The 19,188-nt window shown below is 62.2% G+C and carries 17 protein-coding genes; 7 read left to right on the top strand and 10 right to left on the bottom strand.

Annotation, left to right across the window (positions count from 1 at the left end; genetic code table 11):
* Positions 1-71: 71 nt before the first annotated feature.
* Together DW732_RS00950 and DW732_RS00945 are read right to left on the bottom strand one after the other, a co-directional pair.
* Positions 72-926, bottom strand: a complete 855-nt coding sequence (locus tag DW732_RS00950; RefSeq protein WP_118098181.1) for a MurR/RpiR family transcriptional regulator — start codon at positions 924-926, stop codon at positions 72-74.
* A gap of 89 nt (positions 927-1,015) precedes the next feature.
* A complete protein-coding gene (locus DW732_RS00945) occupies positions 1,016-3,631 on the bottom strand; it encodes a glycosyl hydrolase (protein WP_158567306.1) in 2,616 nt (871 codons plus the stop codon).
* A 97-nt stretch (positions 3,632-3,728) separates the two neighbouring features.
* Between DW732_RS00945 and DW732_RS09740 the strand changes: the two genes are divergently transcribed.
* The 4 genes from DW732_RS09740 (at position 3,729) to DW732_RS00920 (ending at position 7,916) form a co-directional block, all read left to right on the top strand.
* Entirely contained in the window at positions 3,729-4,757 is a 1,029-nt protein-coding gene (locus DW732_RS09740; RefSeq protein ID WP_158567305.1) for an AraC family transcriptional regulator, read from the top strand.
* Between the two features lie 248 nt (positions 4,758-5,005).
* A complete protein-coding gene (locus DW732_RS00930) occupies positions 5,006-6,445 on the top strand; it encodes a glycoside hydrolase family 1 protein (RefSeq protein ID WP_118098176.1) in 1,440 nt (479 codons plus the stop codon).
* A gap of 140 nt (positions 6,446-6,585) precedes the next feature.
* Positions 6,586-7,122 (top strand): PTS glucose transporter subunit IIA, encoded by a 537-nt coding sequence (locus DW732_RS00925; RefSeq protein ID WP_117735368.1) that lies wholly within the window; start codon positions 6,586-6,588, stop codon positions 7,120-7,122.
* A 236-nt stretch (positions 7,123-7,358) separates the two neighbouring features.
* Positions 7,359-7,916, top strand: a complete 558-nt coding sequence (locus DW732_RS00920) for a hypothetical protein (RefSeq protein WP_118098174.1) — start codon at positions 7,359-7,361, stop codon at positions 7,914-7,916.
* A gap of 490 nt (positions 7,917-8,406) precedes the next feature.
* Here DW732_RS00920 and DW732_RS00915 read toward each other — a convergent pair whose 3' ends face one another.
* The 8 genes from DW732_RS00915 to trxA all read right to left on the bottom strand — a co-directional run bounded on the left by DW732_RS00915 (position 8,407) and on the right by trxA (position 15,860).
* Positions 8,407-9,075 (bottom strand): HAD family hydrolase, encoded by a 669-nt coding sequence (locus DW732_RS00915; RefSeq protein ID WP_118098172.1) that lies wholly within the window; start codon positions 9,073-9,075, stop codon positions 8,407-8,409.
* Between the two features lie 105 nt (positions 9,076-9,180).
* Complete coding sequence (hypE, locus tag DW732_RS00910; RefSeq protein WP_118098170.1) at positions 9,181-10,215, bottom strand: hydrogenase expression/formation protein HypE; 1,035 nt, start codon at positions 10,213-10,215, stop codon at positions 9,181-9,183.
* Positions 10,216-10,264: 49 nt separating this feature from the next.
* On the bottom strand, positions 10,265-11,377 hold the full coding sequence (gene hypD / locus DW732_RS00905; protein WP_118098168.1) for a hydrogenase formation protein HypD: 1,113 nt from the start codon (positions 11,375-11,377) through the stop codon (positions 10,265-10,267).
* Positions 11,377-11,637, bottom strand: a complete 261-nt coding sequence (locus DW732_RS00900; RefSeq protein WP_117637955.1) for a HypC/HybG/HupF family hydrogenase formation chaperone — start codon at positions 11,635-11,637, stop codon at positions 11,377-11,379. The genes hypD and DW732_RS00900 overlap by 1 nt, the downstream gene beginning before the upstream one ends.
* A gap of 131 nt (positions 11,638-11,768) precedes the next feature.
* Entirely contained in the window at positions 11,769-14,453 is a 2,685-nt protein-coding gene (hypF, locus tag DW732_RS00895; protein WP_118098166.1) for a carbamoyltransferase HypF, read from the bottom strand.
* Between the two features lie 103 nt (positions 14,454-14,556).
* The gene (gene nikR, locus DW732_RS00890; protein ID WP_233539312.1) at positions 14,557-15,069 is read right to left on the bottom strand and encodes a nickel-responsive transcriptional regulator NikR; all 513 of its coding nucleotides are present in this window, start codon (positions 15,067-15,069) and stop codon (positions 14,557-14,559) included.
* A gap of 1 nt (position 15,070) precedes the next feature.
* On the bottom strand, positions 15,071-15,319 hold the full coding sequence (locus tag DW732_RS00885) for a hypothetical protein (protein ID WP_118098164.1): 249 nt from the start codon (positions 15,317-15,319) through the stop codon (positions 15,071-15,073).
* Between the two features lie 220 nt (positions 15,320-15,539).
* On the bottom strand, positions 15,540-15,860 hold the full coding sequence (gene trxA, locus DW732_RS00880; RefSeq protein ID WP_117742919.1) for a thioredoxin: 321 nt from the start codon (positions 15,858-15,860) through the stop codon (positions 15,540-15,542).
* Between the two features lie 136 nt (positions 15,861-15,996).
* Between trxA and DW732_RS00875 the strand changes: the two genes are divergently transcribed.
* The 3 genes from DW732_RS00875 to DW732_RS09940 all read left to right on the top strand — a co-directional run bounded on the left by DW732_RS00875 (position 15,997) and on the right by DW732_RS09940 (position 19,188).
* On the top strand, positions 15,997-16,572 hold the full coding sequence (locus DW732_RS00875; protein WP_117735376.1) for a hypothetical protein: 576 nt from the start codon (positions 15,997-15,999) through the stop codon (positions 16,570-16,572).
* 158 nt (positions 16,573-16,730) lie between these two features.
* On the top strand, positions 16,731-17,756 hold the full coding sequence (nadA, locus tag DW732_RS00870) for a quinolinate synthase NadA (RefSeq protein WP_118098162.1): 1,026 nt from the start codon (positions 16,731-16,733) through the stop codon (positions 17,754-17,756).
* 28 nt (positions 17,757-17,784) lie between these two features.
* On the top strand, positions 17,785-19,188 hold the full coding sequence (locus DW732_RS09940; protein ID WP_199569672.1) for an FAD-binding protein: 1,404 nt from the start codon (positions 17,785-17,787) through the stop codon (positions 19,186-19,188).

Below are 19,188 nucleotides of genomic sequence, written 5' to 3'. Positions count from 1 at the left end.
CCTGTGCGCAGGCTCAGAGTGGGAGATTATCCACCCTCGTCATTTAAGTGTCCAAAAATCCACGCTCGTCGCTACTTGAGTCCGGGCAGGCGGGTGTAGGGGAACGAGCGCTCGAGGAACTCGGAGCAGCGGGCGTAATCTTTGGCAAAGTAGCTGCTGTAGAGCGAATCGAGCACGTATTGCACGGCGATGTGACTGGCAAACTGCGTGATGCGGTGGCTCAGGCTCTCGATATCGCTCACGGTGAGATAGGCGGCAAAGCCGGGGTGAATGCGGGCACAGTATGGCGTGCCGATGACGATGACCGGGACATGTCGACTGCAGAGGATCGGCAAGATCTCCTTGAGGTTGGGGGCAAGGCCGCTGTAGGAGATGACGATCGCCGCATGGTCGGGGCCCGAGGCGAGCGCCGTGCGCACTTGGGCCTCGATATTGTCGTAGCACGTCGAGTTCTTACCGGCGGAAAGCAGGCGATCGCGGAACATTCCCGCCGGATACAGGTTGTGCGAGCCCGTGTAGATGTCCACGGTGCCGGCGCGTAAGACGAGCTTGGCGGCGTAATCGAGCTGTGCCGGGTCGAGGATCTCGCGCGTCTCGGAAAGCGTGGTCTCGTACAGTCGCGCCATGCGCTCGGAGATCTCCTGGGCGCTGGAGGTCGCATCAAAGGGAAAGTTGATATCCACCTCGGGGGCGGAGTCTGCGCGCGAGACTGCGCGCATCAGCTCGACCTTGAGTTCTTTGAAGCCCTCGAGGCCGAGCTTTTTGCAAAAGCGGTGGATGCTCGCAACGGAGACATTGGCCTGGCGCGCAAATTCCTTAATGGAGAGCCCGCGGACGTCCTCGCCCATGGCGAGAACCGTTTGCCCGAGTTGCTGCTCGGTGGGGGTGAGCTCCTTGCCTTGGGTGATTTTGCGCTTGATGTCCATATGACTCCTATACGTTCGTATCGCGATGTATCAATCATAGCGGTAAACAAAACGCCGGGGAGCAAGCCGGGCGTTGTTGTGTGGGGCCGTTAGCCAAGCAGGCGGACGGGGCCGAGCAGGCCACTGGGCTCGGAGGGTTCGGTGAGGGCGAAGATGTCGGGGATGGCGTGGTCGAGGGTGTTGATCACATCGATTGTGAGCGTGTGCTCGCCGGCGGCAAGGGTGCCGAGCTCAAAGTGGTAGGGCGGACAGATGCGGCAGCCCAGATTAGCGCCGTTAAGCGCGACCGTGGCGGTCTCAAAGACCTCGCCCAGGTCGAGCGCGGCGCCGGCGAGGTTCTCAGCAACGGCAAAGCTTGCCTGGTAGCGGAAAGTGCCTGCCTTGCCGGGGAATTCGGCGCAGGAAAGATCGTGCAGGTCGCCAAGCTCGACGGCCTCGCCAAAGACCAGGTGCGTGGCATCGGCGCCGGGCGCGGCAAAGGAGACGTTCCAGGGGCCGTCAACGCGCGTGACCTCACGCTCGGCATCGGAGCCTCCGCGCTCGTCGGCAGCGGGCGCCTCGGTCCCGAGCACCACAATGCAGCTCTCGTAGGGCGCGAGCTCAAGCGTGCCGTCAAAGGCGACGGGTGCGCTGCCGTTGAGCAAATCGAGGCGCACGCCGTGCACGGGCGCGCCGTCAGCGAGCTCAACATGCGTGTGAATGCCCTGCTTGGGATGCTCGTTTACCAGCATGAGGTAGCTCTCGTCGGCGCGGTCGTAGCGAAGCGCGCGCAGCCACGGCTGCGGATCGGTGCACGCCACGGTCTGTATGCCGGCTGCGGCGAGCACGCTCGCAAGCTCGGAAGTGGCAACAACGCGCACGCCTGCAAGCTCGTTGGCCTCCACAGGGGCAAAGCCCGCGCGGCTGGCAGTTTCGCCGTCATAGCGCTTGCTCGGCAGCTTATCCAGGGCATATACGCCAACGCCTGCGGCCGCAGCGCGCGCGGCAAAGTTGAGTACGGCCCCGCCGGCATATTCGGCGCCGGGCATCACCAGGCAGCGGTACGCCTGGCCGTTCACGCTAAAGCCGCTGCCGTCTGCGGCGAACTCCACGACGTAGCGCCCGGCGTCATCAAACGCCTCGGCCGGCACGATATCGAAATCGACCTGCGCACGCACAAGCTCGGCGGCGGCATGCTGCATAAACGAGGCCTCGCCCGCCCACTCGGCGTCGGCGTGGTACAGAAGCGCCACCGGCGTGACGGCTCGTCCACCCGAAAGCAGGCTCGAGGTGCGGTTCATGTAGCTCATGAGCTTGCCAAAGTGCGCAAACTGGGGGTTCTGACCGTGCGCGTAAAAGTGCGGCGGGCAGTCGAAGTCGGGGAAGGCGGCCATGCTAAAGGCGTGCGGCACAAACCAGTTGACGCCGCGCACCATAAAGTGGTCGGCGATCCATTTCATCTCGCGCAGGCCCTCGTGCCAGCCAAAAGCGCCAAACACCTCGGCCATGCAGCGGCCCTGCTTTTTGGGGTCGAGATGCGCTGCCGAGGAGCCCAGCTTGGGCAGCACGTAGTTGTAGAACTCCAGGTCCCACACGCCGCGGCCGTAGGAGTGGAGCCCTTGGTCCATGCCGGGGATGAGCTGGTTGATCACGATGTCCACGCCCGCCATGTCCTGACCGCCCACGGCGCGGAAGTAGTGCCCGGCGCCCACGCCCAGGCGCGCGTGGCAGTCCTTGTCCTCGATAACGTGGCCGATGTACTGCACGCCGCGCGCGCGGCACCAGTCTCCGAGCTGGTCGCAGAAGCACTCCTTATAGAGGGTGCTCGCGATGTCCATGTACACGTGGCGCACGTGCGCGCCGGCGTCCTTGCGATCCCACAGATGCGGGAGCTCGTCCAGGTAGCGCTCGCCCAGCGCCGCGCGCAGGCGGCGCTCGAGCTCAGCCGACCAGGGCAGGGGCGCGGTGGCCTTACCGATGAGTGTGTCGGAGATACCATCGGCGCCGGTGACGCCCTTCTCGTTGGCAAAGCCGGGTTCATCGGAGAAAAAGCCCAGGATGGTCTCGCCAAACTCATCGCCCAGATGCGCAAAGTGCGGCTCGTACACGGCATTGATGAGCTGCGCCACCGAGGCACGGTCGACCATGTTGATGTAGTCCTCGTTGTAGGAGGTCTTGCCGCTCGTGAACATCACGCACACCTGCGTAATGCCGGCGGGCGCGTCAAAGACCAAGCGGCAGGGCGTGCCGTGCTCGTCCTCGATTATGCGGTGCTCGACCTCGACGGTGCGCCCTGCCTGCATAAACGTAACGCCATAGAAGCGCTCCGTCTTGTCGAACATGTTGGTGAGCACGATGCTCGCCTGCGGCGTGGGGCCCACCACGTCGATGGTGCGGTGGGTGAGAACGACCTTGCGGAGCTCGGGCGCCGCCTCCTTGACGGCGCCGTTGGCGTATCCGGTGGGAAAGTGTGCGTCGTCCAAGATCCAGATCTTGAGGCCCAGCTGCTTACACGTGTCGATCACAAAGCGCAGGTCGCGCCACCAGCCCTTACCGCAAAAATCGGGATGCGGACGACTCTCAAGGCAGACCTCGTGGATATCGGCGCCGGCAATCTTTTCCAAATACTCGGCAATGGTCTGTTGGCTCTCGCCCTTCATCCACAAAAACGGGAGCACGTGGTTGTCGTAGGTACCGTTGAGCACCTGCTGGTAGTACGCGGTCATGGATCCTCCTTGCAAGCCGATGGTGGGCAGCGTATGTTGCATGACTCCATTCTGGCGTACAGGCGGCGGCGTGCTAATATCCGAATCACGGCAGAATATGACCGAATCAACGATTGGTGGGGCCATGGAGATCTTGGAGCTCGAGCGCCGGCTGAGCGAGCTGAGCGCCAGCGAGAGGCGATATAGGGACGAGGCTCCCTTTGACTGGTCGATCATGACCGAGCGTGTTGAGGTCGACGGACGGTCGGTGCGAAAGATCGGGCAGATTGGGACGGAATATACTCAGGCCGGAATGCCAGCTGGCCTGATGATCAGGAGAAACTCGCGCTTTAACGCGGTACCCGAGCACGTGCATGACTACGTTGAGATCAGCTATGTGTACCGGGGGCGCTGTCCGCAGGCGGTTGCGGGGGAGAAGCTCGTGCTCGAGCGCAACGAGGTGCTGCTGCTCGACGCCGCCTGCCCGCATGCGGTGGCGGCGCTCGGCGAGGAAGACATCATGTTGAGTATGACCGTTTCACGCACCTTTTTACAGCGCAGCCTCGAGGCGAGCCTCTCGCGCGAGAGTGCAGTATCGCGGTTTTTGTTTAACGCGCTCAACAGTGAGACCGACCATCGCGGGCACGTGCGCTTTCGCTGCGGGGAGAGCCGGCGCGTGCGGCGCTACATGCAGGAGATGCTCTGCGAACACTACGAGCCGGGCCTCAACAGCGCCGAGATCGTTCTGCGCCTGTTTCAGCTCCTGTTGGCCGAGCTCATGGATTGCTACGAGCGCGAGCTCGTGCGCGGCGCGGCGGCGGGGCGCGATGAGTCGGGGCGCGCGGCCTCGCTTGTGGCAGGGGTGCTCGGCTATATCGAGCGTTCGTTTGCCGCCTGCTCGCTCGAGGAGATGGCGGCACGCTTTCATGTGAGCCCCAACTACGCGTCGGCGCTGCTCAAGCAGCATATGGGAAAGACCTATCGGCAGCTGGTCCAGGAGCGCAGGCTCGCGCGTGCCGTGGAGCTCTTGCGCGCGGGTGCCACGGCCGAGGCGGCGGCGCGCGCCGTTGGCTACGAGAACATGAGCTTTTTCTACCGCAAGTTCCGCGCCGCCTACGGCTGCACACCGGCAAAATACCGTGGATGAGCAAGACGGAACGGGCTTTTAGCTATCGATATGCCACATCTAAATAGGTTGTTTCGTTTCATCCACCCGGGCTGGAGGGTGGCCGTCAGGTCGATTTTTGCCTCGTCTAGGCCTCGGTATCAAAAAGTGTCAGCCAGCGGACGCGCCGGGGCGAAAAGAAGTGTCCAATGCAGCGCCTCCGCGCCTTCGGCGCCCGGGCGCGCGCGATACTCAGCTCAGCACATAAAACCCGCTGCGAGGAGGCACATATGGGATTTCCCGAGGGATTCTTTTGGGGCGGCGCCACGGCCGCAAACCAGTTTGAGGGCGCATGGAACGTTGACGGCCGCGGCCCCAGCGTAGATGACCACTTCCTGGGCGGCAGCTACAAGGAGCCACGTCAGATTACGCTCGACATCGACCCCAACCGCTTCTACCCCAATCACGACGGTATCGACTTCTACCATCACTACGAGGAAGACATCGCGCTCTTTGCCGAGATGGGCTTTACCATGTTCCGCATGTCCATCTCATGGAGCCGCATCTTCCCCAACGGTGACGATGCCGAGCCCAACGAGGCCGGCCTCGCCTTCTACGACCGCGTCTTCGACTGCCTGCGCGCACACAACATCGAGCCGCTTGTTACGCTCAGCCACTACGAGATGCCCTATGCCCTGGTCGAGAAGTACAACGGTTGGGAGAGCCGCGAGCTTATCGGCTTCTTTGAACGCTATGCCCAGACCGTGCTCGAGCGCTATCACGACAAGGTGACCTACTGGCTCACCTTCAACGAGATCAACTGTGGCACCCTGGACCTGGGCAACCTCTTTGAGACCAGCATGATTCGCGGCTACGAGGGCCCGGCCTCCGGCGCCCACACCACCCCGCAGCAGCGCTTCCAGGCCCTCCACCACCAGTTTGTGGCGAGCGGTCGCGCCATCCGCTATGCGCACGAGCACTTCCCCAAACTCAAGATGGGCAACATGGACTGCTTTATCCTGTCCTATGCCGCCACGTGCGACCCGGCCGACGTCTTTGCCACCCAGCAGGAGATGAACACCATGAACTGGTACTGCTCCGACGTGCAGGTGCGCGGCAAATACCCGTTCTACGCCAAGCGCTTCTGGGCCGAGAACGGTATCGAGCTTAACATCGCCGACGGCGACCTGCAGGACATCGCCGACGGCAAGGTCGACTTCTACACCTTTAGCTACTACATGTCGGGCACCGTGGGCACCCACAAGGACCACGAGATGACCGAGGGCAACATGACCCTTGGCGGCAAGAACCCCTACCTCGAGAGCACCGACTGGGGCTGGCAGATTGACCCGACGGGCCTGCGTATCGCCCTCAACGAGATCTACGCCCGCTACGAGATTCCGCTGATGGTGGTCGAGAACGGCATGGGCGCCTACGACGAGGTGGAGGAGGACGGCTCCATCCACGATCCGTACCGTATCGCCTACCTCCAGAGCCATGTCAAGGCCATGGGCGAGGCCATCGAGGACGGCGTCGACCTGATCGCCTATACCTGGTGGGGTCCCATCGACCTGGTCTCTGCCGGCACCGGCGAGATGCGCAAGCGCTACGGCTTTATCCACGTCGATAAGTACGATGACGGCACCGGCACTTACGAGCGCCGCCGCAAGGACAGCTTCTTCGCCTACCAGAAGATCATCCAGTCCAACGGTACCGAGGGCCTGGCTTAATCGACAAGATGAGTGCCACCGTGGAAAAGCCTCGGGATGGGCTCGCGATTCGAGTCCCCACCTTAGCATTTGAACCATTTGGCACTATAATCACCATAGGCATGCGCATAACGTTGCGCTTAATCAAGAGGAGAAAACCTATGGGTCTGTTTGACATGTTCAAGAAGAAGGCTGAGCCCGCGGCTGCCGCTGCTCCGGCCTCCATCTCTGCTTCTGCCGGCGCCGACGTGCTGTGCTCGCCCGTCAAGGGCAAGGTCATCAAGATGGCCGACGTGCCCGATCCCGTCTTTGGTGGCGAGGTTCTGGGCAAGGGCTGCGCCGTGTGGCCCGAGGACGACCTGGTCTATGCCCCCTGCGACGGCAAGGTGACCGTCACCATGGGTCACGCCGTGGGTCTGCAGTCCGATAATGGCATCGAGGTCTTGGTGCACGTTGGCGTCGATACCGTCAACATGAACGGCGACGGCTTCGAGGGCTTCGTCAAGGCCGATGACGTCGTGAAGGCTGGCCAGCCCATGCTCAAGATCGACCGCGCCAAGATCGCCGCTGCCGGTTACAAGGACTGCGTCGTGGTGGCCGTGTCCAACACCGCCGAGTTTGCCGATGTCGAGCTCGCCGTCGAGGCTGACTCCGCTGTCGCCGCCGGCGATGCCATCGTCAAGGTCGTCCGCAAGTAAGCTGCGGCATCCAAAGGGTGTGCAAGGGTGGTCGGGTTATCCGGCCGCCTTTTTTATTGCACCGCGGGGAAGCGTTTTATTGCACGTTGGGCGGGCTCGCAAACCGTTCGGACGCTAAAACGAACCGACCGCGCCTTCGTGCCGTCGAGGGTGTTTATAAGTGGATAGTATGGGCTTACTTATTACAACGTGCGCCGCGTCCGGGAAGCGCGGTGCCGCTCATTGGGAGGAACAACATGAAAAAGAAGCTGCTGCTTGCGCCCCTCATGGCCGTCTTGGTTGCATGCGCGGTCGTACTTTCTGGTTGCGGAGGCCCTTCGATCGAGGAACTCATCACCGAGGATCTTACGACTCAGTTTGACGAGGTCAAGAACGGTGGCGACGAGTTCCTTTCTGGTCTGGAGGAGGCTTCGGGCGACGAGTTCGAGCAGTTGGGTATCGATCCCAAGGAGTATGCCAAGACCTATCTCGAAGGCTTTGACTACGAGATCGGCGACGTGACGGTCGACGAGGACAAGGGTGTCGCGACCGCCGAGGTCTCCATCACCTGCAAGTCCATGAACAAGATCGTCGAGGACTTCTCCACCCAGTATCAGGAGAAGGTCGCCGCGCTTGATACGGTTCCCTCCGATGACGAGCTGTACAAGATGGCCGGTCAGGTTATGGTCGATGTGACCAAGGCCACCGAGCCCAGGAAGACCACGGTTATCTTCAAGTACACCTGCAACGACGACGGCGAGTGGTCTGCCGACGACTCCGTCAACTCCGAGATGATGGATGCAATGCTGAGCTAGGGGAGTTACGCGGTAGTTTGTTACGGCGTTTTACCAAACGCCGTAACTGCTCGACGCTGCAAGCCCGCCAGAGCGGCAATCTGCCTTTCAACTTCGGCGGCATGACCAGAAGGTCAATGCCGCCCTCTTTTCATGCCGATTTGTCGCTCTGGACGTCGCTCGCTGTCCGTCCTCTACCTGCGGCGTTGCCATGGTAGTCATTGGGTCGGCACTTGGGGACGTTCCTTTTCTGCCGGCAGTTGGGGACACTCCTTGTGCCGGCGTTGCATCGAGTGGTCGGGAAAATGCGACCCGGTTTTTGGCCGAATAATGGGTCGCGGTTTCCGAATGGGGCGGGTTGCGGAAAGTGCGACCCGGAATAGTGTTCCAAAACGGGATGCTGTTTCCCCGATGGGGCCCAACCGGAAAATGCGTCCCAGTTTGAGGCATCAAAACGGGACGCATTTTCCGCGCGGCAGCATCGCCGCGACCGAGCAGCGCGCCAGCTTCGTTACTCGCCCAAGATTAGCTCGGCGAGTTCGTCCTGCGTATCTACCACGTAGTCGGCGCCGGCGGCTTCCAGCTCTGCGCGGCCGCGGAAGCCCCAGCTGACGCCCGCACTCTTAAGACCGGCGTTGTGGCCGGTTAAAACATCGACATTGGAATCGCCCACATAGAGCGTGGTCGCCGGATTGGCGCCCAGCTCTTCCATCACATGCAGTGTGACGGGTGCTTCGGGCTTGGGCGGAAACGAATCAACACGGCCCTGCACCAGCGCAAAGCGCTCAGAACCAAAGTACTTCTCGATAAGCGGAGCCGCCGAGATGTGGTCCTTGTTGGTGAGCACGGCGAGCGTGACGCCCGCGGTGCTCAGGCGGTCGAGCATTTCGATCGTACCGGCATAGGGCGCGGTGTGGTCCTCCTTGTGCTCGCCGTAATAGGCCCTAAACTCGGCAAGCGTCTGCTCAAACATACGCCCGTCGCCCGCATACTCGGCGGGCATAAAGCGCTCAACCAGCTTGAGCATGCCGTTTCCCACCTTATAGCGGTATTCGTCAACGGCAAACGTGGGCCAGCCGTGCATCTCACAGGTATGGTTACCGGCGGCTGCCAGGTCCTCGAGCGTGTTGAGGATGGTGCCGTCCAGATCAAAGATCACATGGGTAAAAGCTGCTGCCATGGGTGCTCCTGCCGCTTGAGTTGTAAAACGCACCCCATGATACTGGGCATGCGTGCCGGGCATGTTTGGAATCTGAATATCTTTAATAGCCCTGAGCCTTTGTCGTTAGCAAATCCTCGGCAGCTGCTCTCCCACAAGCATGTCGAGGATACGGGTCGAGCCCCAGCCGGTGCGTACGCGCACGGCGGGGCGGGTGCCCTTGGCAAGCGGCAGCACGCGGCCGATGATGGCAGCGTTCTCTCCGTAGCGGGCGGCGCGCATGGCCGCCAGCGCGGCATCGGCTTGCTCGGCCGGCACCGCGGCGACCATCTTGCCCTCGTTTGCCACCTGCAGCACATCGTAGCCGAGCATCTCACATGCCGCCTGCACGTCGGGGCGCACGGGCACGGTATCCTCGTCGATTTCCATGGCGACGCCGCTGGCCTGGGCAAACTCGTTGAGCGTGGATGCCAGGCCGCCGCGCGTGGGGTCGCGGAAGCAGCGGGTGTCGGGGGCGGCGGCGAGCACGTCGGCAATCAGATGATTGAGCGGCGCAGCGTCGCTTTCGATGTTGCTCGAAAACGCCAAGCCCTCGCGCTGGCTCATGATGGCGATGCCGTGGTCGCCTAGCGTACCCGATACCAGGATGGCGTCGCCGGGCCGACAGTTTGCACCGCTGAGCACCACGCCCGCGGGCACTTCGCCCACGCCGGCGGTATTGATGTAGACGCCGTCGGCACCGCCACGCTCGACCACCTTGGTGTCGCCGGTGATTATGGACACGCCCGCCTCGCGCGCCGTTTCGGCCATGGTCTGCACAATCTGGCGCAGCTTGTCCATGGGGTAGCCCTCTTCGAGGATAAAGCCGCATGAGAGGTAGCGCACATTAGCGCCCGAGGTCGCGACGTCGTTGACGGTTCCGCATACGGCGAGTCGGCCGATATTGCCGCCGGGGAAGAACTGCGGCGTTACCACAAAGCTGTCGGTCGACATGGCGATTCGCCCGCTTGCGGGCAGTGCGGCGACACCGGCATCGTTGCCTGCAAGCAGCTCAGGCGACCCAAAGGCATTCAGAAAGACCTCATCGATAATGCGCTTCATCATCTGGCCGCCAGAGCCGTGGCCCAGCAGGACAGTGCTATCGGTGACACTATGGGACATATCGAAAACTCCAATCGTGGGAGGTGTCAGTGCGCGGAGGGCGTTCGGGCTAGACTCGGTAACGGTAGTACGCCGCGCAACTGCCCTCAGAGCTCACCATGCAGGGGCCGACGGGATGCTCGGGTGTACAAGCGTGGCCGAACAGAGGGCAGTCGCTCGGCGTAATGGCTCCGCGCAACACGTCGCCGCAGCGGCACCCACGTGGCTCGATTGTCGCTTCAACAGGCACGTCAAAGCGGGTACGGGCGTCAAAGTGCGAAAACTCGGGACGAATGACGAGGCCCGAGCCGGCAATCGGCCCCAGACCGCGCCATGTGGTGTCGCACGGCTCAAACACCTGCTCGACCAGTTGGCGCGCCACGGGGTTGCCGTTCGCATTGACACCGCGGCGGTAGGCGTTGTCGATCGCCGGCCTGCTCTCGACAACCATCTGGACCAGCATGCAAATACCCTGCAAGATGTCGACCGGCTCAAATCCCGTTACCACGCCTGGGGTCTTAAACTCGTCGACCAAAAAGTCAAAGGGAGCCAGGCCCGTGATGGTGGCGACGTGTCCCGGCAGGATAAAGCCGTCGATAGTGGTCTCGGGATCGTTGGCGATGGCGCGCAGCGCCGGCGGCGTGGTCTTATGGGCGCAGTAGACCGAGAAGTTCTGCAGCCCGCGCGCGTCTGCCTCCAAAATGGCGGCGGCGATGGTGGGCGTCGTGGTCTCAAAGCCGACACCCATAAAGATGACCGGGCGTTCGGGATTTTGCTCGGCAATGTCGAGTGCGTCGAGCGGGGAGTACACAATGCGAATATCGCGCCCCGACGCCTTTTGCGCGGCGAGCGAGGTAGACGACCCGGGCACGCGCATCATGTCGCCAAAGGAGGTGATGATGGCGCCGTCCATCTTGGCGAGCGCGATTGCATGGTCGATATTGCGGTTGGCGGTAACGCAGACGGGGCAACCCGGACCGCTCAGAAGTTTGAGCCCGGCAGGCATAATGGAGCGAAAGCCATAGCGCCCGATGCTCACGGTATGCGTGCCGCAGACTTCCATAAGGTTGATGGCGCGGTCGCCGACAAGCTCATGAATGCGCTCGATGAGCTCGCGAGCCAGCTTGGGGTCGCGAAATGCCGAAAAGTCGATACCGGAGCGAACCGGCTGCGCCGCCGTCACTAGTATGCCTCGGCCGGGTTGGTGGCGAGCTGGTCCTCTTCGGCCAGCTCGGTCATGGTATTGACGAGCTCGAGTGTCTCTTGGGCTTCCTGCTCATCGACAATCTGAATGCCAAAGCCGGCGTGTACGAGAATATAGTCGCCCACCCGTGCCGTCGGCACGAGGCGCAGCGAAACGGGGCGCTCGATGCCCATCATGTCGACGGTGGCCTTGAGGTCGTCGTCGCGTTTGACTACTTTACCGGGAACGGCAAGGCACATAATGTTCCCCTTTTATACGTTTTGCGCTGGATAGGCGCTTAATTACCCATCAGATGATGGTAGCGCTCGCGGGAGTCACGAGCAAACGCGTTACACCTGTGAGACGGCGGCGCGCAGGCTGGCAAAACAGCCTATCGCAACGCCGTCTGCGCGAGGCGAGCGCGAGCGATGGCGGCCTGACCGTAGGCGATGCAGCCGTCGTTGACGGGTACAGCGTGGGGGACCAAAACGGCAAGACCGACGTCTTTGAGTTCGTGGGTAAGGAGCTGAAGCAAAAGTCGGTTCATGAACACGCCGCCCGAGAGCGCGACGGTATCGATGCCCTCGCGCGCGCAGATTTCGCGTGCGATTCGTGCCGAAGAGCGCGCGATGGCGATATGGAACCCGAGCGCGAGCCGGTCGGCGGATTCTCCGGTCTCGATTCTGCTCAAAAGTGCCTCAAAAAGTGGCTTGGGGTCCAGAACGAAAGGGCTGTCCGAGGCAGCCTGGACAGTTAGTTCAGATACGTATTTTTTAGAGCGGCTCTGGGTGGCAAAAGTCGTCTGTGAGGACTCAAAATGGGTCGATTTGGGGCCTGTGCCGGGTGCGCTTGTCGCAAATAGGGTGTCCGGAGAGCCTTTTTTGGCAAAATCTGAGGCAAAAATACCAGATAGGGGGTTAGTAGTTAATACGTATCTGAACAAACTGTCCAGCGACGTTGAGACGGATGCCGATACGCCCGCCTGATTGCCAGCGAAACGGCTGATTTCGCCGTCAAGCGCGCGCCAGGCGGCGGATTCGAGTTCTATGGCGGGTTCGCCCTCGTAGGTTGCCTTGTCGCAGATGCCCAGAATCGCTGCCGCGGCATCAAAGAGACGCCCCATGCTGCTGGTACGCGGGCTGTTGATACCGCGCTCGATCATGGTGGCTGTCACGCTGCGCGTTTGCTCGTCGAGGCTGTCCAAAAGCCGAGCGGTGCCTGGGTGCTCGAGTAGGCAAAGTTCGCTGAGCAGGGCAAAGGCGTTGCGTCGAGCGTCGCGTACGGACGCTACGCCACCGGGTAGGGCCCAAGTGCGCAGATGCGCTGCGCGCTCAAAGTCAGCAAGGTCGGCGACAAGAAACTCGCCGCCCCAAATGGTCCCATCGGTGCCGGCGCCGGTGCCGTCAAAGGCGATGCCAAGGACACGCGCGTCGGTTGTAAGCTGGGCCGCGGCGATAGCCTCGACCATTACGCTTGCGATATGCGCATGATGGTGCTGCACCTCGACGAGCGACTGATTGCATTTTCGTGCCTGCTCGCGCGCCCACTGGCTCGATAGATAGCTGGGGTGTAAATCGCAGACCAAGGCGGCGGGCGCCAAGTCAAAGAGATCTTCCAGGCGCGTGCGCGCGGCGTTCCAGGCATCGAAGGTCTTGCCGTTTTCGACATCGCCGATATGCTGCGATACAAAACAGGTAGCCTCGCCGTTCGTCCCTTCACGTGTAAGCGCAATCGTAGCCTTTTGTTGTGGCCCGCAGGCGAGCACGCAGGACGGAGCGCCGTCGAGCGCCGGCAGCGGTAACGGCTGCGGAGCGTATCCGCGGGCACGGCGCACGGGCATAATGGCGCCGTCGACCACGCGCACCACGGAGTCGTCGTAGCGCGAGAGGATCGCGCGGTCGTTGCCGAGCAACGCGTCGGCGATGCCGGCGGCAACGAGGTGTTCCCAGGCAAGATCGTCGTCGGTCTCGATGGGCTCTTCGCTCAGGTTTCCGCTGGTCATGACAAGTGCGCGCATGCCGCGCGACGCGGTTGCGGCGAGCAGCAAATGCTGAAGCGGGGTGTAGGGGAGCATAACGCCAAGCTCGGGCAAGTCGTGCGCGACAGATGACGCGAGCTCGATGGCGTCGGGCGAGCCATGGGAGTCGTTGCCGGCTGCACGGCGGTGCAACAGCACAATGGGACGAACACTGCCAGCCAGCAGGTCGCGCTCAACACTATCGATATGACACAGACACTCGGCGTCGGCAAGACCGCGCACCATAACGGCAAGTGGTTTGTTGCTGCGGCGTTTGCGACGGCGCAGTTCGCGCACCGCTTGTTCGTTGGCGGCGTCGCATGCCAAGTGGAATCCGCCCAGGCCCTTGATGGCGACGATGCCGCCGCCGGCCAGCAGCTCGGTGCAGCGGTCGATGATCGCATCGCTGGCCTCGCGCGTGGAGCCGATAGCCGGCGTTGCGTCGACGGCCGCTGGCACCACGCCGCGATCCGCCTCACGCCACGTAATGTGCGGTCCGCACTCAAAGCAGGCATCGGGCTGCGCATGAAAGCGCCGGTCGAGCGGGTCAGCATACTCTGCGGCGCAGGTGGGGCACATAGGAAAGTGATCCATCGACGTGGCCGCTCGGTCATAGGGCAGCGAGCGGATGATGGTAAAGCGCGGCCCGCAGTTGGTGCAGTTGATAAAAGGATAGTGATAGCGCCGATCGGCGGGGTCGAACAGCTCACGCAGGCAATCGTCACAGGTGGCGATATCGGGCGAAATGAGCGTGGTGTGAGCGGTTTGATCTTGCGATGCCACAATGCGAAAGCCCTGCTCGTTGGCGGCATCCCAGCCGCCGGGCGCTAGATCTGCAACCTCGACATGTTCCACGCGGGCCGCCGCGGGCGCATGCTCAGAAAGCGCGCCGACAAAACCGTCGAGCGCCTCGCTCAAGGCGTGCGCCTCGATATGCACGCCGTCGCCTGCATTGAGCACCCATCCGCAAATGCCATGCGCCATGGCCTCGCGATACACAAACGGCCGCATGCCAACGCCCTGCACAATGCCCGTCACATGAATATGCACATGCCGCATGCGACCTTCCCTCATCAAAACCTACCAAAAAGGGACAGGTTTATTTTGGTAGGTAAAACTTCTAAATCTGCCAAAACAAACCTGTCCCTTTTTGGTAGGTGCGCTACAGCCCCAGGCTCTGCCTGGTTGCGGCACACGTGAGCTCGCCGTGCTTAACGCCGCGCAGGCCCAGCAGACGGTCGGCCAGCTCGTAGACGCGCTCGCCGCGACCCTTAAGTGCCAGAATCTCCAAGCAGTTGTGGTGATCCAGATGCACGTGCATCGTCGATACGATCTCGTCGGTGTAGTCGTGCTGCACCTCGTCCAGACGGCGCGTCAGATCGCCGGTGTGATGGTCGTAGATCATGGTGAGCGACCCGATAACATGCTCATTGGGCGTGCGCATCTGCTCCTTGGCGATCGATGCGCGAATCAGGTCGCGCACCGCCTCGGAGCGGTTGGCCACGTCGCCGCGGCGTGCGATTTGCTCGTCAAAACGGCGCAGCAGGTCGTCGGGTGCGGTAACCGAAAAGCGGACCAGCTCGGAGCCGGAGCCACTACAGTGGCAGCCCGCGTCACCGTCCGCCCCGTGCGGATGCACGTGCTCGTACCCGCAGCCGTGCTCGTGTTCGGCCACCTTACACCAGCTTCACGGAGCCGACGGAGTTGTGGTCGGCCTCGATGGCCTCTTCGTAGCCCTCGAGTGCGTCGTGCGCCTCGTGCAGCGCGGCCATGGCGGCCTCGAGCTTGGTGCCGATGCGCTCCATGTCAAAATTCTCGGTCGCATGCAGCAACTGATGGCTCCACTCATGAGCGAGCTCGATGGTGTCGTCGACCTGCTTGACGCTCATGGCAAGCTGGCTCATGTTCATTCCAACATCATGCATGGGAAATCTCCTTTTGTATGGGGCAGTTCAGTGGTTCAGATTTTACTACGCCCGCTCTGCGTGCAGCTGCATAAGAAAACGGGTACGAGCCTGTGCGACCCGCACCCGTTCACTGGGGGCTGTTTGTGGCTACCATACTATCCGTGGTCGCACGCGGTGCACCCAAAAGTCCGGTGAGCGGCGCAAAACCGCTCATGGACGGCAGCACATGACCGGCGTATTACAGGTGCTTCTCCAGCAGCGCTTGCAGCCTCGCCTTGGGTAGAGCGCCAACCGAGCGGTCAATCTCCTCGCCGTTCTTAAACACAATCAGCGTGGGGATGCTCATGACGCCATACTTCATGGCCAGGTCCTGGTTGTCGTCGACGTTGCATTTGGCAACGGCAAGCTTGCCCGCCAGCTCGTCGGCAACCTCGTCAACGATGGGCGAGAGTGAGCGGCAGGGACCGCACCACGGTGCCCAAAAATCGACAAGCACGGGCATGCTGTCGTTAACGACGGAATCGAAATTCTCGGGGGTAATCTGCTTAATGTCAGCCATGGTGACCTCCATAATGTGATGCGGCTCAGCCGCGTAAAACTCAGTACGACCGTGCTTATACCCAGCCGCCCGCAAAGCAACCACTCGCAGGTGGCTCTTTTATATAATGGTTGGCACGCAAACGATTGGAGAGCGCATGTCCACGTCACAAAGCCAGAAAAAAGAAGCCATCGCCCAGGCGGCTGAGCAGGAGCTCACATCGCTTGCGATCCGTGGCGTGCGTATCGCGGGCAACGCGTGCTCGCCGATCGTACTGGTCAAAGGCGATTTGGACGAGGCCGAACGTTTGGGTGGCGAGCTTGCCGCCGGCCCGGATGGCGCGGCGTTGCGCAAGGCGCTTGGGGCCATCGGCTACGCGCCCGAGGATTTTTGCGTGCTGGCAAGCGTCGCCGGCGCGGGTGACGGAGCGGTCGCGGTGGGCGAGACTCTGCCGTGCGAGCTGTTCCGCGAGGCGCTTGAGGCCTTGGACCCCGAGGCGGTGCTACTGCTCGACAACAACGCGGCTGATGCCATGCGCGAGACCTACGCCGATATGCTCGTGGCGATCGATGACTTCGATACCGCCATGCTCAAGCCCGGCCTGGTCGCCCATGTGCAGGGCCGCCGCGTGCTCGCGCTCGACGGCTTTGAGGCGGCACTCACCGACAAGGCCGCTAAGCAGCGCATGTGGGCCTACATCAAACAACTGACCCCGGCCGCCGCACCGCTGTAACGGTCTAGTTGGCCCATAGTCCCAATTACGGGCGACACGGGTACGTCCATCATTGAATTTTAATTTCAACTTTACACCTAGGTTTACAGCTGTCTTGTCAGCTGTAAACCTAGGTGTCATACTAAAGCCCCAAGATTCGCCAAAAGAGAGGGGCCTTGATGGCACAGAGCGCGAACATGGATGCATCGGAGCTTGCACGCGATATCGCGGCCGGCCTAGCATCGGCAACGACGGCAACGGAGCGCGCGGCATTGGTGCCCGCAGAGCTCGTCGAGGCCATTCGGCAACTAAAAACCCAACGCGACGCGGTGATCTTGGCACACTATTACGTGGCGCCCGAGGTGCAGGCCGTAGCCGATTACGTCGGCGACAGCTTCTACCTGGCAAAGCTCGCCAAGAGCCTGCCGCAGCAGGCCATCGTGCTGTGCGGCGTGGAGTTTATGGGCGAGAGCGCCAAGCTGCTCAATCCCACTAAGACCGTGCTGCTGCCCGAGCCAGGCGCGGACTGCCCCATGGCTCACATGGTCAAGCGCGAGACGGTCGACGCCGCCCGCGCCGAGTATGGCGACGACCTGGCCGTGGTCTGCTACGTCAACTCGACGGTCGAGATCAAGAGCTGGAGCGACGTGTGCGTCACCAGCTCCAACGCCGTTAAGATCGTGTCCGAGCTGCCGCAGCAGCATATCCTGTTCATTCCCGACCAAAACCTGGGCCGTTTCGTAGCCGAGCAGGTGCCGCAAAAGCACGTCATCCTCAACAACGGCTACTGCCCGCGCCATCACATCATCACCGTCGAGCAGATCGTCGACGCGACGGAGGCCCACCCCGACGCGCTCGTGCTGGCGCATCCCGAGTGCAAGGCCGACGTCCTGGCCGAGGCCGACTACATCGGCTCCACCGCTGGCATTATCAAGTACGCCGAGGAGTCGGACGCGAGCGAGTTCATTATCGTGACGGTCCGCGGTGTGCTCTACGAGCTCGAGGGCCGCTGCCAGGGCACCGGCAAAAAGTTCTACTTCCCCGCGGTGCAGCCCACCTGCGTCAACATGGATCTCATCACGCTCGAAAAGCTCGTGCGCTGCCTGGAGACGGGTGAGGGCGAGGTGCAGATCGGCGTGTCGGACGAGGCTGCCGACCAGGCCAAACTTACGCTCGACCGCATGCTCGAGTACGCAGCACGCTAGAACAATGTGGCATGAGGGACGGTTTCTTATGTCACATTCAAGGGAGAGGATTCCTGTGGAAACCAAGCAATACCCCGATATGGAGTGCGACGTCGTCATTGCCGGCTGCGGCGTAGCTGGCCTGTACGCGGCGCTCAACCTGCCGACGAGCACGCGCGTGATCATGCTCTCCAAGGGCGCGGTCGACGAGTGCGATTCGATGCTCGCACAGGGCGGCATCTGCGTGCTGCCCGAGGGCTCGGACTACGATGCCTTCTTTGAGGACACCATGCACGCCGGCCATTACGAGAACCGCCGCGAGAGCGTCGACATCATGATCCGCTCGAGCCGCTCGGTCATCAACGACCTGCTAGCGATGGGCGTGGATTTTGAGTGCAAGGCCGATGGCGGCCTCGACTTTACCCGCGAGGGCGCGCACAGCCGTCCGCGCATTGCCTTCCATGCCGACATTACGGGCAAGGAGATTACGACCAAGCTGCTTCAGGCCGTCCGCAAGCTGGACAACGTGCAGATTCTCGAACACGTTGCCATGACCGACATCCTGATGGCCGAGCGCGATGGGGCCACGGTGTGCACTGGTGTCGTCGCTGTTGCCGTGGACGAGGACGATTCAGCTCGCCCCGCCGACGAGCTGGCAAATGCCGCTGAGGGCGTGCATGTCGGTAAGCCGTTTAAGATCCATGCCCGCCATACGCTGTGGGCGACGGGCGGCATCGGTGGCGTATACGACCATTCGACCAACTACCCGCAGCTCACGGGCGACGCCTGCTACATCGCGCAGGAGCACGGCATTAAGATGGAGCACCTGGACTACGTGCAGATCCACCCCACGGGGCTGTTCTCGCCGCAGCCGGGTCGCACCTTCCTGATCAGCGAGAGCTGCCGTGGCGAGGGCGCGATTTTGCTCAACGCCGCCGGCGAGCGCTTTACCGACGAGTTGCAGCCGCGCGATGTGGTCGCCGCCGCTATTCGCGAGCAGATGAAGCTCGACGGTACCGAGCACGAGTGGCTGAGCTTTGCCCCCGTCGAGCGCGACGTGGTGACCGGGCACTTTGCCAACATCCGCGCGCGTTGTCTGGAGGACGGCCGCGACATCTTGGACGAGCCCATTCCCGTTACGCCCACGCAGCACTACTTTATGGGCGGCGTGTGGGTCGATAAGGACGGCCGCACCTCGATGCCCGAGCTCTATGCCGCGGGCGAGACAGCCTGCAACGGCGTTCACGGCAAGAATCGCCTGGCTTCAAACAGCCTGCTCGAGGCGCTGGTCTGGGGCCGCCGTGCCGCCTGGTACATGCGTACCGGCGAGTCGCTGGCCGTGGAGCAGGCGGGTGACCCCGCGCTCGATGGCCGCCATCGCGCTCTGAGCGCCGACACCCTGGCAATCGATGATTTGGCCCGTGCCGTCGGCACGCAGGCCGTGGAGGAGTAG

It is taken from the genome of Collinsella sp. AM28-11LB (genome assembly GCF_003469895.1).
GTDB lineage: Bacteria > Actinomycetota > Coriobacteriia > Coriobacteriales > Coriobacteriaceae > Collinsella.
Note: the sequence above shows the minus strand (reverse complement) of the source record. Positions and strands in the feature narration are given on the sequence as shown.